Source organism: Lacinutrix sp. WUR7 (assembly GCF_016864015.1).
Lineage (GTDB): Bacteria > Bacteroidota > Bacteroidia > Flavobacteriales > Flavobacteriaceae > Oceanihabitans.
Window position 1 is genome coordinate 3,470,830 of the sequence record NZ_CP045067.1, and the last position, 16,491, is coordinate 3,487,320.

15 protein-coding genes are annotated in these 16,491 nt (G+C 32.4%); 4 read left to right on the forward strand and 11 right to left on the reverse strand.

From position 1 onward, the window contains the following. Positions 1–160: 160 nt before the first annotated feature. The 9 genes from FG167_RS17480 to FG167_RS15145 all read right to left on the reverse strand — a co-directional run bounded on the left by FG167_RS17480 (position 161) and on the right by FG167_RS15145 (position 11,281). Entirely contained in the window at positions 161–289 is a 129-nt protein-coding gene (locus FG167_RS17480) for a hypothetical protein (protein WP_255564093.1), read from the reverse strand. Next, complete coding sequence (locus tag FG167_RS15110; protein ID WP_203459050.1) at positions 279–518, reverse strand: addiction module protein; 240 nt, start codon at positions 516–518, stop codon at positions 279–281. The genes FG167_RS17480 and FG167_RS15110 overlap by 11 nt, the downstream gene beginning before the upstream one ends. Before the next feature lie 96 nt (positions 519–614). Continuing rightward, the gene (locus tag FG167_RS15115) at positions 615–1,661 is read right to left on the reverse strand and encodes a hypothetical protein (RefSeq protein WP_203459051.1); all 1,047 of its coding nucleotides are present in this window, start codon (positions 1,659–1,661) and stop codon (positions 615–617) included. Between the two features lie 51 nt (positions 1,662–1,712). Next, complete coding sequence (locus FG167_RS15120) at positions 1,713–3,011, reverse strand: MFS transporter (RefSeq protein ID WP_203459052.1); 1,299 nt, start codon at positions 3,009–3,011, stop codon at positions 1,713–1,715. 148 nt (positions 3,012–3,159) lie between these two features. Next, positions 3,160–3,996: a M48 family metallopeptidase gene (locus FG167_RS15125; RefSeq protein WP_203459053.1), complete on the reverse strand. Its 837-nt coding sequence runs from the start codon at positions 3,994–3,996 to the stop codon at positions 3,160–3,162. A gap of 101 nt (positions 3,997–4,097) precedes the next feature. After that, positions 4,098–6,500: a glycoside hydrolase family 31 protein gene (locus FG167_RS15130; RefSeq protein WP_203459054.1), complete on the reverse strand. Its 2,403-nt coding sequence runs from the start codon at positions 6,498–6,500 to the stop codon at positions 4,098–4,100. A gap of 155 nt (positions 6,501–6,655) precedes the next feature. Continuing rightward, entirely contained in the window at positions 6,656–8,563 is a 1,908-nt protein-coding gene (gene glgB / locus FG167_RS15135; protein WP_203459055.1) for a 1,4-alpha-glucan branching protein GlgB, read from the reverse strand. Positions 8,564–8,602: 39 nt separating this feature from the next. Beyond that, entirely contained in the window at positions 8,603–9,868 is a 1,266-nt protein-coding gene (locus FG167_RS15140; RefSeq protein WP_203459056.1) for a glucose-1-phosphate adenylyltransferase, read from the reverse strand. A 6-nt stretch (positions 9,869–9,874) separates the two neighbouring features. Next, entirely contained in the window at positions 9,875–11,281 is a 1,407-nt protein-coding gene (locus FG167_RS15145) for a glycogen synthase (protein WP_203459057.1), read from the reverse strand. A gap of 158 nt (positions 11,282–11,439) precedes the next feature. On the opposite strand from FG167_RS15145, the gene msrB reads away from it, so the two are divergent. The 3 genes from msrB to lpdA all read left to right on the forward strand — a co-directional run bounded on the left by msrB (position 11,440) and on the right by lpdA (position 14,123). Further along, positions 11,440–11,922, forward strand: a complete 483-nt coding sequence (gene msrB, locus FG167_RS15150) for a peptide-methionine (R)-S-oxide reductase MsrB (RefSeq protein ID WP_203459058.1) — start codon at positions 11,440–11,442, stop codon at positions 11,920–11,922. Between the two features lie 94 nt (positions 11,923–12,016). Beyond that, positions 12,017–12,571 (forward strand): DUF1572 family protein, encoded by a 555-nt coding sequence (locus FG167_RS15155; RefSeq protein ID WP_203459059.1) that lies wholly within the window; start codon positions 12,017–12,019, stop codon positions 12,569–12,571. A gap of 175 nt (positions 12,572–12,746) precedes the next feature. Beyond that, entirely contained in the window at positions 12,747–14,123 is a 1,377-nt protein-coding gene (gene lpdA, locus FG167_RS15160; protein WP_203459060.1) for a dihydrolipoyl dehydrogenase, read from the forward strand. Positions 14,124–14,276: 153 nt separating this feature from the next. Here lpdA and aroQ read toward each other — a convergent pair whose 3' ends face one another. Together aroQ and FG167_RS15170 are read right to left on the reverse strand one after the other, a co-directional pair. Beyond that, positions 14,277–14,693, reverse strand: a complete 417-nt coding sequence (gene aroQ, locus FG167_RS15165) for a type II 3-dehydroquinate dehydratase (RefSeq protein WP_203459061.1) — start codon at positions 14,691–14,693, stop codon at positions 14,277–14,279. A 75-nt stretch (positions 14,694–14,768) separates the two neighbouring features. Next, entirely contained in the window at positions 14,769–15,365 is a 597-nt protein-coding gene (locus FG167_RS15170; protein WP_203459062.1) for an outer membrane beta-barrel protein, read from the reverse strand. Between the two features lie 183 nt (positions 15,366–15,548). On the opposite strand from FG167_RS15170, the gene xerD reads away from it, so the two are divergent. Next, complete coding sequence (gene xerD, locus FG167_RS15175) at positions 15,549–16,445, forward strand: site-specific tyrosine recombinase XerD (RefSeq protein ID WP_203459063.1); 897 nt, start codon at positions 15,549–15,551, stop codon at positions 16,443–16,445. Positions 16,446–16,491: the final 46 nt, after the last annotated feature.

Here is a 16,491-nt window from a genome sequence, read left to right on the forward strand (position 1 = left end):
AATTTCTCTACTCTTTTGGTTTTTGATTCATATGCAAAACAGCATGAATGTATATTGTTTTATTTTCTACAGTATAATGAATTCCATATTTAAATCTTTTAGTAAATGAAATTCTAAACTCCCTATATTTTTTTCTGAAAGTAATTCGGATTTTCTTTAACTAAATCAATAATACGTATAATTTCATTAAGCAATTCAAACCCAAAGCATTTTTTTGTTCATTATACCAATTAATGGCATCTTGAATATCAAGTTCTGCTTCTGGTTTAATGATTACTTTATGAGCCATACTTTTGGGTAAGCTCTTCTTTAACAACTTCCCAATCTCTTCCTAAAGCAGGATTTTCTTTATGGTTTTTTAAACGGGTATCTAACGTTTTTTTATGCAAAGGAGAAATAGCGTAATCTACCTCTTCTGAAATATAACTTTCATATAGTGCGTCTACCATACGTAAAAATCGCTCATCTACTTTGCTTATAGATTGCAACCATTTTTTTCTTAATTCCGCTGCTTCCATAATATTCTTATGTTATTATAACAAAAATACGCAATTTGCTAGACACTAAATTATTGGTACAAAAAAATCCGAAGCGTTTGCTTCGGATTTTTTAAATTAATTTAAACTGTAATCTGTAAGTGTTGCAGTACCTGCATCTGTAATATATTCAATCATTCCAACATCTTTCGCATAATAATACTGAACAGTTACAACAGAACCAACAGCACTCACTACGTTTTCAATATGTATCACATCTGTGTAATCGACTCCTTCTACTGTTCTAGAAATATTTCGCTCCATCATTTCATAATCATAAGTTGCTACCACATCTACATCTGGTATTGCGCCAGAATAAGTAATTGTATATGAAACTTCAGATTGCCAAGTTTCACCAACTACCGCATCATCTTTTATCATTTTCAATTCAATAGGTGTAGATGTAAATTCGATTCCTCCAACTTCTCCTGAAACAATAGATCTTACATAATAACTTGTTCCGCTTTTTCTTAACCAAGAAGGGGTATCAAATAACTCATCAAAAGCATAATATTCATTTCCATCAATAGTCTCCGTATTTAAAATAGTATACGTTTCAATTTCACCATTTAGACCATTATATGTCCAAGAATTACCAATAGCTCTTGGCCAGTAATCAGCATCAGATCCTACTACTGTATCACAATCCAACCCATCTATAATTGTTTGCAAACTTCCATCTGCATCTCCACATTGTGTAATTTCATTTTCTAAAGCTGTTTTATACGCTAAACATAAATTTGTATCTGTAGTATCTGCATTATATGCTGTTTCTGCAATAGCCGTTGCGGATTGTGCAGTTAGGCAATCTTCTGAAATTGCTGGGCAATCTAAAGCATCCAACAAGGTTTGAATTCCTCCTGTATCATCTCCACAAGCATTTATCATATCTTGTAATGCAACTGCATACGCATTACAAATTAGGCTATAATTTGCATCACCTGCAGATGTAGTTCCATAAGTTGCAGAAGCGCTAGCAAGGTTTTGAGTAGCCTGTACACAGCTCACTTCACTTCCATCATCATCGGTTAGAAATTCTCCTTCTAATGGTTCATCATCACAGGAAGTGATTGTAAATACGAATAATGATAAAATAAAAATACTAGCAATCTTTAAGCTTTTCATAAATTTTTTATTGAAATGGTTTCTTATTATAAACAAACATAGTAAAATATTTTAATTTACTTCTTCTTTAGGAACTCTTAGTAAGAGTATTATTCCGATTAAAAAGAAAACAAATAAAAACAAAATAGCGTTTCGCATGCTTCCTGTAATCTGATCTATGGTTGCAAATATCACCATACCTATAACAATTCCTATTTTTTCAGCTACATCAAAAAAGCTAAAATAGGATGTGGTATCTTCCGTTTCTGGTAAAAACTTAGAATACGTAGAACGCGCTAAAGCTTGAATTCCTCCCATAACTAGACCTACGAAACCTGCTGCTAAATAAAACTGAAAAGGAGTTTCCATAAAATACGCATAGAAACATAAACCCATCCAAATTACATTTACGACTATCAGTGTTTTTATGTTTCCGAATTTAGAAGAAGCTTTAGACGTTAAAAAAGCGCCAAGTATTGCGACTAATTGAATCACTAAAATACTTACTATTAATCCAGTGGTTTTATCGCTATCTGTTCCCCAGGCAATTTCTTCCTCCCCAAAATAAACAGCCACTAACATAATAGTTTGTACTGCCATACTAAAAACAAAAAAGGCTACTAAATATCGTTTTAATCTTAGGTTTTCTTTTAACTCACTCCAAACAATTCGCAATTCTTTTAAACCATTAAAGACAACGTCTTTAGTTACTTTATGACCAGAAGAAACTCCTTTTGGTAAAATATAAAAGGTATATTGACTAAATAAAACCCACCATAAGCCAACTGTGATAAAAGAGTAACGCATCATTTGCATTTTCTCTTCTCCGGTATCTTGAGTCATAACCATTGCTAAATTGATTATTAATAATAAGACACTACCAATGTAACCAAAACTAAATCCTTTGGCACTAATGCTATCTTGCTGTTCTGGATACGCGATATCTGGTAAATAGGAATTGTAGAAAACCAAGCTTCCCCAATACCCTATTAATCCCATAAAATAAAACAACAAACTGAGATGTATATTTTCTAAACTAAACCAATATAAACCGATACAACCAAATCCTCCTAAATAACAAAAGAACTTCATAAAATTCTTCTTATTACCTACATAATCGGCAATACCAGACAGAATTGGCGACGTGAAAGTTACTACCAAAAAAGTAAAAGCAGTCACGTACGTAATTAACGCCGTGCTCTTAAAATCCATACTAAAAGCATGTACCGTTTTTATTTCGCTAAGAAATAATGCAGAATAGAATATAGGAAATATAGAAGAAGCAATGGTAAGTGTGTACACAGAGTTTGCCCAATCGTAAAAAGCCCAGGCATTTAGAAGTTTTTTACTTCCTTTTTCAAGTTTGTTCATAGATTATTTTTGGTCAAAATAACCTCAAATTAATGAGATTCCAATTTTCAATGGAATTATTTAAAGTTTAAAATTTTATTAATAGTCTTTAAATAAAAAAGCTGCCCTTTTTTTTGGAGCAGCTTCTAAAGTAAACAAATATTTTTAATTAGTAATTAAAATTACTAATTGGTCTAAAAGAAGACACGCCAAACTTTTTAGCTTCTGCTATAGCTTGAGGTGCTAATGCTTTTAAATTTTCAATTCTACTATCGTTAGATGGATGCGTGCTTAACATTTCTGGTGGCGCTTCTCCTCCACTGTTTTCTTTCATTCTTACCCATAAATTAGATGCTTCTGTAGGGTTATAACCTGCAATTCCCATAAGGTATAAACCAATTTTATCTGCCTCTGTTTCATGACTTCTACTAAAAGGTAACATAACCCCAACTTCCGAACCAATACCGTAATACTGGTTAAAGGTATTTCTATCTTGATCGTTTTGTATCGCTATATTTCCTGCTATTGCCACACCTTGTTGTATGTATGCCGCACTCATACGTTGTTGTCCGTGATTTGCTAGTGCATGAGCTACCTCATGACCCATTATTGCCGCAACTCCAGTTTCGCTTTGCGCAATAGGTAAGATTCCTGTATAGAAAACAATCTTTCCTCCTGGCATACACCAAGCATTTACTGTTGGATCGTCTATTAAATTATATTCCCATTTGTAATCTGCCAAATAACCTTGATGTCCATTTGCATTTAACCAACGCTCTGCTGCAACAGCAATACGTTGACCTACTCTAGTAATCATATCTGCTCTGGCAGTACCTGTTTCTACATTACTTTCTGATAACACCTGATTATATTGCGCAAATGCTGTTGGAAATAATTGAGAATTTGGTACTAATGCCATTGTAGATTTCCCGGTAAAAGGATTCGTTGCACAAGAAAGAAAAAGTGCAATGGTACTACAGGCAATTATTATGTTTTTAAATTTCATTTAGGTACATGTTTTAATTAATCTTGATAAAGTTAATGAAAGTTAACCAATAACTAATTTTATACATAGTAATATACGGCAAAATATTCTATAAAGTGTCACTATTTACCGATAATGTGTATTTCTGTGAATTCTTTATCTACCGAAATAGATTGCGTTTCTAGATTCACACATTCTAAATCTATTTCTACATTGTCTATTTGTACCGATGTAATTTGAAAAGGTAAATTATGTAATACTAGATTAAACGTACTATAATCTGCATTAAAATCTCCTCGTTTATGTTGTTGAAGAATTAATTCTTCCTTTTTACCAGTTACTTTAAAAGTACGTAAACTAAATCTTCCTTTCTTATAGTCATAACCATCATGTGCGTCATCATATAATTTTGAAGATTCCTTACCTTCTTTATAGTAAATATCTAATGTGATTTCATCAAACTTCTTTTCATCTACATATTGTTGTATTGGGTATTTCGGAATTACAGCGCCTTCTTTTATAAACATTGGCATACTATCTAATTCTGCATCTACCCAAACTTCTCTTCCTCCTTCAATTACTTCGTCTGTCCAGAAATTGTACCATTTCCCTTTAGGGACATACATTCTTCTCCCTTTACCATTTGCTTCCAAAATTGGGCAAACTAAAATTTGTTCTCCATACACAAACTCATCACTTCTATAATGTGTAGCGGTATCTTCCTGATCATATAAAACTAAAGATTTTAAGATAGGTGTTCCATCGTTTATATATTTCCAAAAAGCGGTATATAAATAAGGTAATAATTGGTATCTAATTTCAATAAACTTTCTTACAATATCGGTTATTTCTTCTCCAAAAACCCAAGGTTCTTGATCTCCATGATCTCCCGAAGAATGCACTCTACAAAAGGCATGAAAAACACCTAATTGAATCCATCTTGCAAATAATTCTCCTTGTGGTTGTTCTGCAAAACCTCCAATATCACTTCCTGCGAAAGAAAATCCAGACATTGCCATTCGCTGCGCTTGGTTATTAGCAATTGCTAAATGTTCCCAAGTTGCCACATTATCTCCCATCCATGTAGAAGTATATCTTTGTGCGCCAGAATATGCAGATCTTGTAATTACAAAAGGTCTTTTTGGATACGCGTATTTCTTTAAACCATGATAGGTTGCTCGCGCCATTTGTGTACCATAAATATTATGTGCTTTTCTATGCGAACAAGGATTTCCATCATAATCATGACGAACATCATTTGGAAAAGTTTTATTAGGAACGTCCATTACAGCTGGTTCGTTCATATCATTCCACACGCCTTTAACTCCAATATCTTCTATTAATTCTTGAAATAAACCAGACCACCATTCTCGCACTTCTGGTTTTGTGTAATCTGGAAAATAACATTCTCCAGGCCAAACTTTACCTTTCATATAAGGTCCATCGGCACGTTTACAGAAATAATCTTTATCTAATCCTTCTTTAAAAACAGCGTAATCTAAATCTATTTTAATTCCTGGATCTATAATTACCACGGTTTTAAAACCGTCTTCTTCTAATTCTTTCACCATTCTTTTTGGATCTGGAAAGAGTTTTTTATCCCAAGTAAAACAACGAAAACCATCCATATAATCGATATCCAAATAGATAGCATCACAAGGAATTTTTAAATCTCTAAAAGTCTTGGTTACTTCTTTTACATTCGCTTCTGGATAATACGACCATTTACATTGGTGAAAACCTAATGCCCATAAAGGAGGTAACGTATGTGGTTTACCTGTTAAATCGGTATAATTTTTAACAACATCTTCCATTTGCGGACCATAAATGAAATAATAATTCATTTCTCCACCTTGTGCCCAAAAACTGGTTACATTTCTTCTTTCATGTGCGAAATCGAAATGCGTTTTAAAGGTATTATCAAAGAAAATACCATAGGATTTATTGTCTTGTATTGCAGTATAAAAAGGAATTGCTTTGTAAATCGGATCGGTGTTTTTACCAAAAGCATAAGAATCTGTTGCCCAATTTTCGAAACGTTTTCCTTTTAGATTTACATCTACAGGTTTATCTCCTAAACCATAAAAACTTTCTGCTTTCTGACAAGTTTTACTCATTTTTACAATATCGCCACCATATTCATAACTCTCTTCCCAATGGAAACCAATTTCATCTTGATTAATTAGTTTGTTATCTACAGCATCAAATAAAGCAACCTGAAGCCCTAATTTCTCCACCTTACAGATTAACTTAGAAGTAGTAATGATATAATGCGTATCGTTTTCTGAAACATCTAAAAAACTATATCCTCTACTAGCATGAATAGTAACTCCATAAGAAAAATCATTTTCAAATTTTCCTGTTGTACTATATCTAAAACGGATAACACTATCTCTAACAACGGTTATTTGAAGTACAACTCCGTTTTTTGTCGAAAAATGTAACGTGTCCACATCTTTCTTATATTTTATTATTTCTGAAGGAAATAGATTTCCTTTTTGTTCTAATTCTGTATTTACAATCATTCTGCAATCTTTTAAATAGTATGTAAAAAAAAGCAAAAAAACGATGTAAAAAAAACTATCTTAATAGTTCTTATTACTAATTATTAACTACATCGTTTTAGTGTGCTAATTTTACTGAATTTATAAAAAAAAAGCATTAAAATAAGATATTTATTTTATTGATATTTAAATGCTAACATGGTTAAAGGGGGAATATTAAGGACTACAGAATTTTTTCTAAACTGCCAGCTTTTAGCCTCAGAAATTAGTGTCTTATTTTTAAAATCACCAGTACCAAAATAGTCCTTTTCATTACTGTTAAAAACCTCTTTTAATTTTCCTTTTTTAGGAAGACCTATACGATAACCTTCTCTAGGAACCGGCGTCATATTACAGGCAATAATTAAGTTGTCTTTTGGCTTGTTTCCTTTTCTTATAAATACTAAAACGGAGTTTTCAGCATCGTTATAATCGATCCATTCAAAACCTTCTTGTACAAATTGCTTTTCGTGTAACGCGGGTTCGGTTTTGTATAAAGTATTTAAATCTTTTATAAGTTTTTGAACTCCTTTATGTGGTTTGTATTGTAGTAAATGCCAATCTAAACTTTTCTGAAAATTCCACTCTTCACTTTGTCCGAATTCTGCTCCTTGAAATAATAATTTTGTTCCAGGATGTGTAAACATATAACTGTATAGCAAACGCAAATTGGCAAATTTCTGCCATTCGTCTCCAGGCATTCTATTTAAAATCGATTTTTTACCATACACCACTTCGTCATGACTTAGCGGCAACATAAAGTTTTCTGTAAACGCATAGGTCATACTAAAGGTTAAATCATTTTGGTGGTGTTTTCTATACACGGGTTCTTTTGAAAAATACTGAAGCGTATCGTGCATCCAACCCATCATCCATTTCATACCAAATCCTAAACCACCTAAAAATACGGGTTTAGAAACTCCTGGAAAAGAAGTAGATTCTTCAGCTATGGCTTGTACATCTGGAAATGTGCCGTAAATAGCTTGGTTTAATTCTTCCATAAAAGCGATCGCTTCCAGGTTTTCTCTTCCTCCATGAATGTTTGGTTCCCATTGACCTTCCTCTCTAGAATAATCTAAAAATAGCATAGATGCTACTGCATCCACTCGCAATCCGTCAGCATGATATTGATCTAGCCAAAACAATGCATTACTGATTAAAAAAGACTTTACTTCGTTTCGTCCATAATTAAAAATTAAACTTTTCCAATCTTGATGATAGCCTCGGCGTTTATCTGGATGTTCGTATAAACAAGAACCATCGAAAAAACCAAGTCCGTGTGCATCTTCTGGAAAATGTGACGGCACCCAATCTAATAAAATTCCGATATCATTTTGGTGTAGTTTGTCTACTAAAAGTTTAAATTCTTCCGGATACCCAAATCGCGAAGTTGGTGCAAAATATCCTGTTACTTGATATCCCCAACTTGGATCGTAAGGAAACTCCATAATAGGCATTAACTCTACGTGTGTAAAGTTCATTTCTTTCACATAATCTACTAATTGATCTGCTAGTTCCACATAGGATAGAAAACGATTTTCTTCTATTTGTTGTTTCCAAGAACCTAAGTGTACTTCATATACTGAAAAAGGAGCGTCTAATGCATTTTTCTTTTTTCGAGATTTCATCCATTTGGAATCTTTCCAACCATACTCATCTTCCCAAACAATAGAAGCTGTTTTAGGATTATGTTCAAAACGTCGCGCATACGGATCTGCTTTTTCTGTTTTTATACCATTATTATGACTTTCAATTTTATATTTATAGGTTGTTCCTTTTCCGACACTTGGTATAAATCCTTCCCAAATACCACTTTCGTCCCAACGTACATTTAATAAATGTTCTCCTTCTTTCCAAAAATTAAAATCGCCAATTACAGAAACCTGTTTCGCGCTTGGCGCCCAAACAGAAAAATATGTTCCTTCTACACCATCTACGGTAGTGATATGCGATCCAAATTTTTCATAAAGCTTGTAATGTTTACCAGATTTAAATAAACTAATATCGAAATCTGTGAATAAGCTATGCGCTATTACTTTAGACATATATTGTATTTTGGGTATGCGTTTAAATTATAGATTCTACTACTTAATGATTGTTCCTTTTGGAATTGTTGCGCCTTTTTTAATAACTACAATCCCATCTTTAATAAGGTACGTATCTGTTTCCACATCTTTTAAATGCATGCCTCCTTCAATTTTAACATCGTCACCAATTCTACAGTTCTTATCTATTATACAATTGTTTATGTAGCATCTATCTCCAATTCCTAAAAGGTTTTCAATTTTATTGGTTTCAATTGTTTTTAAAGATTCATAAGAATCATTACCCATCATATAGGTATTAAAGATAACCGATTCTTTACCTATTCTAGAACGAATACCAATGACGCTTCTTTCAATTTTAGCGGCATGAATAATACAACCATCAGAAATTACCGTTTTATTTAAAAGCGTTCCTGAAATTTTAGAAGTAGGAAGTATTCTTGCTCTTGTATATACCCTATCGTCGGAGTATAAATTAAACTTAGGAATATCATCAGTTAAGCCTAGATTGGCATCAAAGAAAGATTCTATGGTTCCAATATCTGTCCAATATCCTTCATATTGATAACTCACTGTTTTATGCTCATGAATAGATTGTGGAATAATTTCTTTACCAAAATCATTGGTATCTGGATTTTCCATTAGTTTCACCAAAAGGTCTCTATTAAAGATATAAATTCCCATAGAGGCTAAATAATTTCTGCCCTCCGCTTTCATTTCATCACTTACATCTGAAGTCCAATCTGGTAATAAATCTGCATCTGGTTTTTCAATAAACGACGTAATTGTATTTTCGTCATCTGTTTTTAAAATACCAAAACCAGTAGCTTCTTTTGCTGTAACAGGATAGGTTGCAATGGTAATTTCGGCATTACTTGCTTCATGCTTATCTATCATATCCTGCAAATCCATATTATACAATTGGTCGCCAGAAAGGATTAAAGCATATTTAAAATCATTACTTAAAAAATGATGCATGCTCTGTCTTACAGCATCTGCTGTACCTTGAAACCATTTATCGCTTTGCATAGTTTGCTCTGCAGCCAAAACATCTACAAAAGCTGAACTAAAAAAACTAAAATGATATGTATTTTTAATATGTTTATTTAAGGAAGCTGAATTAAACTGCGTTAAAACATATATTCTTTTAATATCAGAATTAATACAATTTGAAATAGGAATATCTACCAACCTATATTTTCCAGCTATTGGAACAGCAGGTTTTGATCTAGCTTGTGTTAATGGGTACAGTCTAGATCCTTGTCCTCCTCCTAAAATAATAGATAGCACTTTATCATTAATCATAATTGTTTAGTTTATAGATTTATATAGTTTAATATATTCTGAAGCTGATACATCCCAAGAATGATCTATCTTCATAATGTTTGTTCTTATTTTTTTAAATTTTTCTTGGTCTTTATATAGTGTAATTCCTCTTTGTATGGCATGCTCTATTTCTGCAACAGTTACTTCATTATGGCAAATACCAAATCCGTTTTCCTTTTCAATATCTACAATGGTATCTTTTAATCCGCCAGTACTTCTCACTATAGGAATGGTTCCGTAACGCAAAGAATACATTTGATTTAAACCACATGGTTCTACTCTAGAAGGCATTAACAAAAAGTCTGCGCCTCCATAAATGATATGCGATAGTTTTTCATCATAGCCTATAAAAGCATCATAATTCCCTTGATGTGCTTCTTTTAGTGCATTTAACTGTGCTTCTACCTCTTTATTACCAGACCCTAAAAGTAGGATCGAGCAATTGTTTTCTTTTAAAATATTCTGAAAAACTTCAGGCAGTAAATCTGATCCTTTTTCATAAACCAATCTACCTATAAATGCAAATAATGGTTTTGCAGGATCTAAATTAAAAGTTTCACATAGCCACTTTTTATTTTTTTCTCTTCCTAAATTTACATTTTTTTCTGAAAAATTAGAAATTAAATACGTGTCTTTTTCCGGATTCCAAACTGCAGTATCTATGCCGTTTAAAATACCAACACATTTTTGACTTTCGGCTTTTAGCAAATCTTGCAAACCATTAGCTTCTAGTTTTAATTCTTCCATATAACTTGGCGAAACGGTTGTTACTCTCCAAGCGCATTTTATGGAAGCAGCTAAAGGATTAATTTGATTATTCCAATCTAAAAGTCCTGCTTTTCCCATATTAAACTCAGGAATAAAACCTAGCTTATCATAACCAAATTCACCTTGATATTGTGCATTATGAATGGTTGTAATTACAGGGATCTTATTTAAACTTTCATATTTATAACTTTCTTGTAACATAAAAGGAATAAGTCCAGTATGGTGATCGTGACAATGAATAATATTCGGTTTGGTAGATACTGTAAGTAGCCAGTCTAATGCTGCTATTTGAAATGCTAAAAAACGATCGGTATCATCATAAGAATACACATAATCTTTAAAAAGTAAAGACTTAATATCTACAAAATAAACATCAAATTCTAAAGGACTATTTTCCAGTTCTAAAATACTAAAAGGATGCATTGTTTTACCAAGTGCAACTTCCGATTGATACAAAGTAGAAAACGTATGCTCTTGTGTAAATTTAGTATCATAAAGAGGCATAATTACACTACTCTTTAAACCAAGTGCATTTTGATATTTTGGTAAAGCACCAACAACATCTGCTAATCCTCCTACTTTAGCTATTGGGTAACATTCTGCACTAATATGTGTTATATTCATCAAGTGATTTTCATTAATACTTTCCTAAATTAATAAATAATTATGAAAAGGTTCGTTATATTATCAATTAGTTAATGTAAATATTAAACTACACCGATTTCGTAATGAAAATATATTTATTCCGACAGAATAAAGAATCCAAATGAACAATTTATCCTATGAAAAAGTTTTTATTAGTTAGTATTATCAGCCTTTTATTTAGTTGCAATTCTTCCGCTCAAAAAAGCAAAGCAGAAAACAAGACACAATACCCTGTTACCAAGACAGATACCGAATGGAAAAAGGAACTTAGCCCAGAACAATATTATGTTTTACGCGAAGCAGGAACCGAACGTCCTTTCTCTAGCGACTTGAATAAAAACGAAACCAAAGGAATTTACCATTGTGCTGCATGTAATATTGCATTATTTAAAAGCGAACATAAGTTTGACTCTGGAACTGGTTGGCCAAGTTTTGATAGAACCATTGAAGGTAATGTTGCTTTTGGATCAGACAACAAATTAGGGTATTCTAGAGACGAAGAGCATTGCGCAAATTGTGGTGGTCACTTAGGTCATGTATTTAATGACGGTCCGAGAAAAACAACAGGAAAACGTCATTGCATAAATGGTGTTGCTTTAAAATTTGTTCCTGCGGAATAATTAAAACCATAAATAACGAGATAAATTCTAACGATACTAATATCTAGTTGGATACATTCTGAAATGTTATTTTTATAGAATAAATTCAGAATATATGGAAACTTCGTATTTATCAAGCGTTATTAAACAATTTGAATATTACAAATCTCTAGGTGATAAAACCATAAGCCAGCTTTCTTTTGAAGAATTACAGTGGCAACCTAACGAAGCATCCAACAGTGTTTCTATTATAGGAAAGCATCTTGTGGGAAATATGCTGTCTCGTTGGACCAACTTTTTAACCGAAGATGGCGAAAAAGAATGGCGAAATCGCGATGCCGAATTTATAGTGACTTACGCTACTAAAGAAGCACTCATTGCCTCTTGGGAAACCGGATGGACTTGTCTATTTCACGCTATTACTCCTTTAAAGGAAGAAGATTTAGAACGTATTATTTACATACGAAACCAAGGACATACGGTTACAGAAGCGATTAACAGACAACTAGCACACTATTCCTATCACATAGGACAAATGGTTTTTATAGGAAAACTTTTAAAAGGAACCGATTGGCAATCTTTATCTATTTCTAAAGGAAATTCTGCTACCTACAATCAAGAAAAATTTGCTAAAGAAAAAGGAAAAAGACATTTTACCGACGATTTATAAACGATTCTGGATCTCGCTTGAGGGATAGAAACGGCATCCTTTTGTTTTTTTTAACAAAAGATATAGTGTATAGCCCGACCTTTAGGGCACGCCCAAATAAAAATGAAACATCAATTTATTATTTCGGCTTTGTTTTGTAAATTCGTAACTTCAAAAATCGACTAAAAAATACACTATGAGTAAATACGATATAATTGTACTTGGAAGTGGTCCTGGAGGCTACGTAGCAGCTATTAGAGCTTCTCAATTAGGTTTGAAAACAGCTATTATTGAAAAAGAAAGCCTTGGTGGTATCTGCCTAAATTGGGGATGTATTCCTACTAAAGCCTTATTAAAATCTGCCCAAGTTTTTGAATATTTAAAACATGCAGACGATTATGGTCTTTCTGTAAAAGGTTATGATAAAGATTTTAATGCAGTTGTAAAACGTAGTCGTGGTGTTGCTGAAGGCATGAGTAACGGCGTTAAGTTTTTAATGAAAAAAAATAAAATTGATGTTATTGAAGGTTTTGGGAAACTAAAAACTGGAAAGAAAGTAGATGTTGACGGAAAAGAATATAGTGCAGATCATATTATTATTGCAACTGGAGCACGTTCTAGAGAATTACCAAGTTTACCTCAAGATGGTAAAAAAGTAATTGGTTATAGAGAAGCAATGGTTTTACCAGAACAACCAAAGAAAATGATTGTTGTTGGGTCTGGAGCAATTGGTGTAGAGTTTGCATATTTCTATAACGCTTTAGGTACAGATGTAACTATTGTAGAGTATTTAGATAGAATTGTACCTGTGGAAGATGAAGAAGTTTCTAAGCAATTAGAACGTAGCTTTAAGAAAAGTGGTATAAAAATTATGACTTCTGCTGAAGTAACCAGTGTAGATACTTCTGGAAAAGGGGTAAAAGCAACAGTTAAAACTAAAAAAGGAGAAGAAATATTAGAAGCAGATATTGTATTATCTGCCGTTGGTATTAAATCTAACATAGAAAATATTGGTTTAGAAGACGTTGGAATTGCTGTAGATAGAGATAAAGTTTTAGTAAACGATTTCTACCAAACAAACATTCCTGGTTATTATGCTATTGGAGATATTACTCCTGGTCAAGCTTTAGCACACGTAGCTTCTGCAGAAGCTATTTTATGTGTGGAGAAAATTGCTGGACAAAATGTAGAAGCATTAGATTACGGAAACGTTCCTGGTTGTACATATTGTACTCCAGAAATTGCATCTGTTGGTTTAACAGAACAACAAGCAAAAGATAAAGGTATCGATATTAAAGTTGGTAAATTTCCTTTTTCTGCTTCTGGTAAAGCAAGTGCTTCTGGAGCAAAAGATGGTTTTGTAAAAGTTATTTTTGATGCTAAATATGGCGAATGGTTAGGTTGCCATATGATTGGAGCTGGAGTAACCGATATGATTGCTGAAGCTGTTTTAGGAAGAAAACTAGAAACAACAGGTCATGAAGTATTAAAAACGATACATCCACACCCAACAATGAGTGAAGCGGTTATGGAAGCTGTAGCTGCTGCTTATGGTGAAGTGATTCATTTATAAAAAGAGAATAGACCGTTTGCATTGCAAACTGTTAGATACTAGAATATAGAATAAAAAAATCCCAGAAAATTTCTGGGATTTTTTTATTTATTTAATCTTGACTCTATAAATTATAGCAACGAATACTCTTTTATCTATCCGAAAAACGGTCTTTTAAATAAAACTCTGAATAGCCAATTCATAACTCTGCAATCCGAAGCCTAGAATAACGCCTTTTGCATTTGGTGAAATATAAGAAGTATGTCTAAATTCTTCACGAGAAAAGGTATTAGAAATATGTACTTCTACCACTGGCGTTTTTATTGCGTTTATAGCATCGCCAATTGCCACAGAAGTATGTGTGTAAGCAGCTGCATTTAATATGATACCATCATAGCTAAAACCAACTTCTTGTATCTTATTAATAAGCTCTCCTTCTACATTAGACTGATAATAATCTATATCTACATTAGGATATTTTCCTTTTACTTCGTCTAAAAATTCGGTAAAAGATAAGCTTCCATAAATTTCTGGTTCTCGCGTTCCTAATAGATTTAAATTAGGTCCATTAATAATAATGAGTTTCTTCATAAAGTAAAGATATTAAAAAATAGGCATAAAAAAAGCCGAAGCAAATGCTTCGGCTTAAATAAAAATGTATTTAGCTTATAGATTATAAACAATACCAAAGTTGATGTTGCTAAAGTTTAATCCGAAGTTAAAGTTGTCTGTAGACTCAGCACCATCAAAATCAGCTTTCTCAGTAGAATATCCTAAGATACCAAAAGAAGCTTCGATAGCGAACTTGTCAGAAACGAAATAGCTAATTCCAGGAGCAAAACCTGCAGATACACCATCCGATTTTAAATCTGCTAATTTGTCATCAGAAGAAGTATAATCTACTCCTAATTCAGCAAATAAAGAAAATTGATTCGCTGGAGTCATGTAATATCTACCAAAAACACCACCTGCAAATTCATTTGCATCAACAGTATCTGTACCATCATTATCTCCTTTCCAAGAAGTATAACCTAATTTTACACCTACTGCGATGTTATCAGAAACAAAGTAACCTGCTTTTGGAGCAATTGTAAAAACATTAGATTTTACATCTCCTGTAGTTTCGTTACCAAAACCTACAGAACCAGACAAAAAGATATCACCTTGAGCAAATCCTCCTGTAGTGTTTGTTGTATCATCTTGTGCGTTTGCACTTGCAAATCCTAATACTGCGATTGCAGCTGTAAATAATAATTTTTTCATAATAGATTTATTTTTAAATTTGAGTCCGCTAATATATCACGTACTTTAAGATCTGCCAAGACAATTAATACTTTTTAACAATTTTATTAACAAAATAATAGTCATTTCGCTCATTGTCAATTATTTATAAATTATCCTTTAAAAAACAAATCATAACATAAATAAAAAGCCTATTTTACTGCTATGAAATGGCAACAAGCACTTTTAGATTATAAAATGTATTTGAAGATAGAACGAGGTTTATCCCAAAATTCTATCGATAATTACGCCTTAGATGTTAATAAGTTATTAACATACCTAGAAAATCATAAAATTCAGGAATCACCACTAAGTATTACTTCCGAAATTATTCAACAATTCATCTATGAAATAGCAAAAGAAGTGAATGCAAGATCACAATCTAGAATCATTTCTGGATTGCGAAGTTTTTTCAATTACTTAGTTTTTGAAGATTATATTAAGACAAATCCGTTAGAATTAATAGAATCCCCTAAGATTGGAAGAAAACTTCCTGATACGCTATCGGAAGAAGATATAAACGCACTAATAGACGCTATTGATTTAAGCAAACCTCAAGGGGAAAGAAATCGTGCCATATTAGAAACACTTTATAGTTGCGGATTACGAGTTAGTGAACTTGTTGGATTAAAAATTTCGGATTTATTTTTTGAAGAAGGCTTTATTAAAGTTACAGGAAAAGGAGATAAACAACGCTTTGTTCCTATTGTACCTGAAACACAGAAAATAATAAATATTTATAAAAATCAAGTCCGAGTTCACACACCAATCCAACCAGAATTTCAAGACATCTTATTTTTAAATAGAAGAGGAAAACAGCTTACAAGAGCTATGATTTTTACAATAATTAAACAATTGGCAGTAAAAATTGACTTAAATAAAAACATCTCACCACATACCTTTAGACATTCTTTCGCGACACACTTATTAGAAAATGGCGCAGATTTAAGAGCCATACAATTAATGTTAGGTCATGAAAGTATTACCACTACAGAAATTTATATGCATGTAGATAAAAGTCATTTAAAAGAAGTAATGAATACGTATCATCCTAGAAATTAGCGTTTTTAATCGATAAAAATTGGTTTTTAATCGGTGTTTTATTATA

What these genes read in the sequence shown, in the direction of transcription:
- FG167_RS15170 (WP_203459062.1), bottom strand. Translation starts at nt 15,365, where the DNA reads ATGAAAAAATTATTATTTACAGCTGCAATCGCAGTATTAGGATTTGCA.
- FG167_RS17480 (WP_255564093.1), bottom strand. Translation starts at nt 289, where the DNA reads ATGGCTCATAAAGTAATCATTAAACCAGAAGCAGAACTTGATATTCAA.
- msrB (WP_203459058.1), top strand. Translation starts at nt 11,440, where the DNA reads ATGAAAAAGTTTTTATTAGTTAGTATTATCAGCCTTTTATTTAGTTGC.
- FG167_RS15130 (WP_203459054.1), bottom strand. Translation starts at nt 6,500, where the DNA reads ATGATTGTAAATACAGAATTAGAACAAAAAGGAAATCTATTTCCTTCA.
- FG167_RS15155 (WP_203459059.1), top strand. Translation starts at nt 12,017, where the DNA reads ATGGAAACTTCGTATTTATCAAGCGTTATTAAACAATTTGAATATTAC.
- aroQ (WP_203459061.1), bottom strand. Translation starts at nt 14,693, where the DNA reads ATGAAGAAACTCATTATTATTAATGGACCTAATTTAAATCTATTAGGA.
- FG167_RS15125 (WP_203459053.1), bottom strand. Translation starts at nt 3,996, where the DNA reads ATGAAATTTAAAAACATAATAATTGCCTGTAGTACCATTGCACTTTTT.
- FG167_RS15115 (WP_203459051.1), bottom strand. Translation starts at nt 1,661, where the DNA reads ATGAAAAGCTTAAAGATTGCTAGTATTTTTATTTTATCATTATTCGTA.
- FG167_RS15145 (WP_203459057.1), bottom strand. Translation starts at nt 11,281, where the DNA reads ATGAATATAACACATATTAGTGCAGAATGTTACCCAATAGCTAAAGTA.
- FG167_RS15110 (WP_203459050.1), bottom strand. Translation starts at nt 518, where the DNA reads ATGGAAGCAGCGGAATTAAGAAAAAAATGGTTGCAATCTATAAGCAAA.
- lpdA (WP_203459060.1), top strand. Translation starts at nt 12,747, where the DNA reads ATGAGTAAATACGATATAATTGTACTTGGAAGTGGTCCTGGAGGCTAC.
- glgB (WP_203459055.1), bottom strand. Translation starts at nt 8,563, where the DNA reads ATGTCTAAAGTAATAGCGCATAGCTTATTCACAGATTTCGATATTAGT.
- xerD (WP_203459063.1), top strand. Translation starts at nt 15,549, where the DNA reads ATGAAATGGCAACAAGCACTTTTAGATTATAAAATGTATTTGAAGATA.
- FG167_RS15140 (WP_203459056.1), bottom strand. Translation starts at nt 9,868, where the DNA reads ATGATTAATGATAAAGTGCTATCTATTATTTTAGGAGGAGGACAAGGA.
- FG167_RS15120 (WP_203459052.1), bottom strand. Translation starts at nt 3,011, where the DNA reads ATGAACAAACTTGAAAAAGGAAGTAAAAAACTTCTAAATGCCTGGGCT.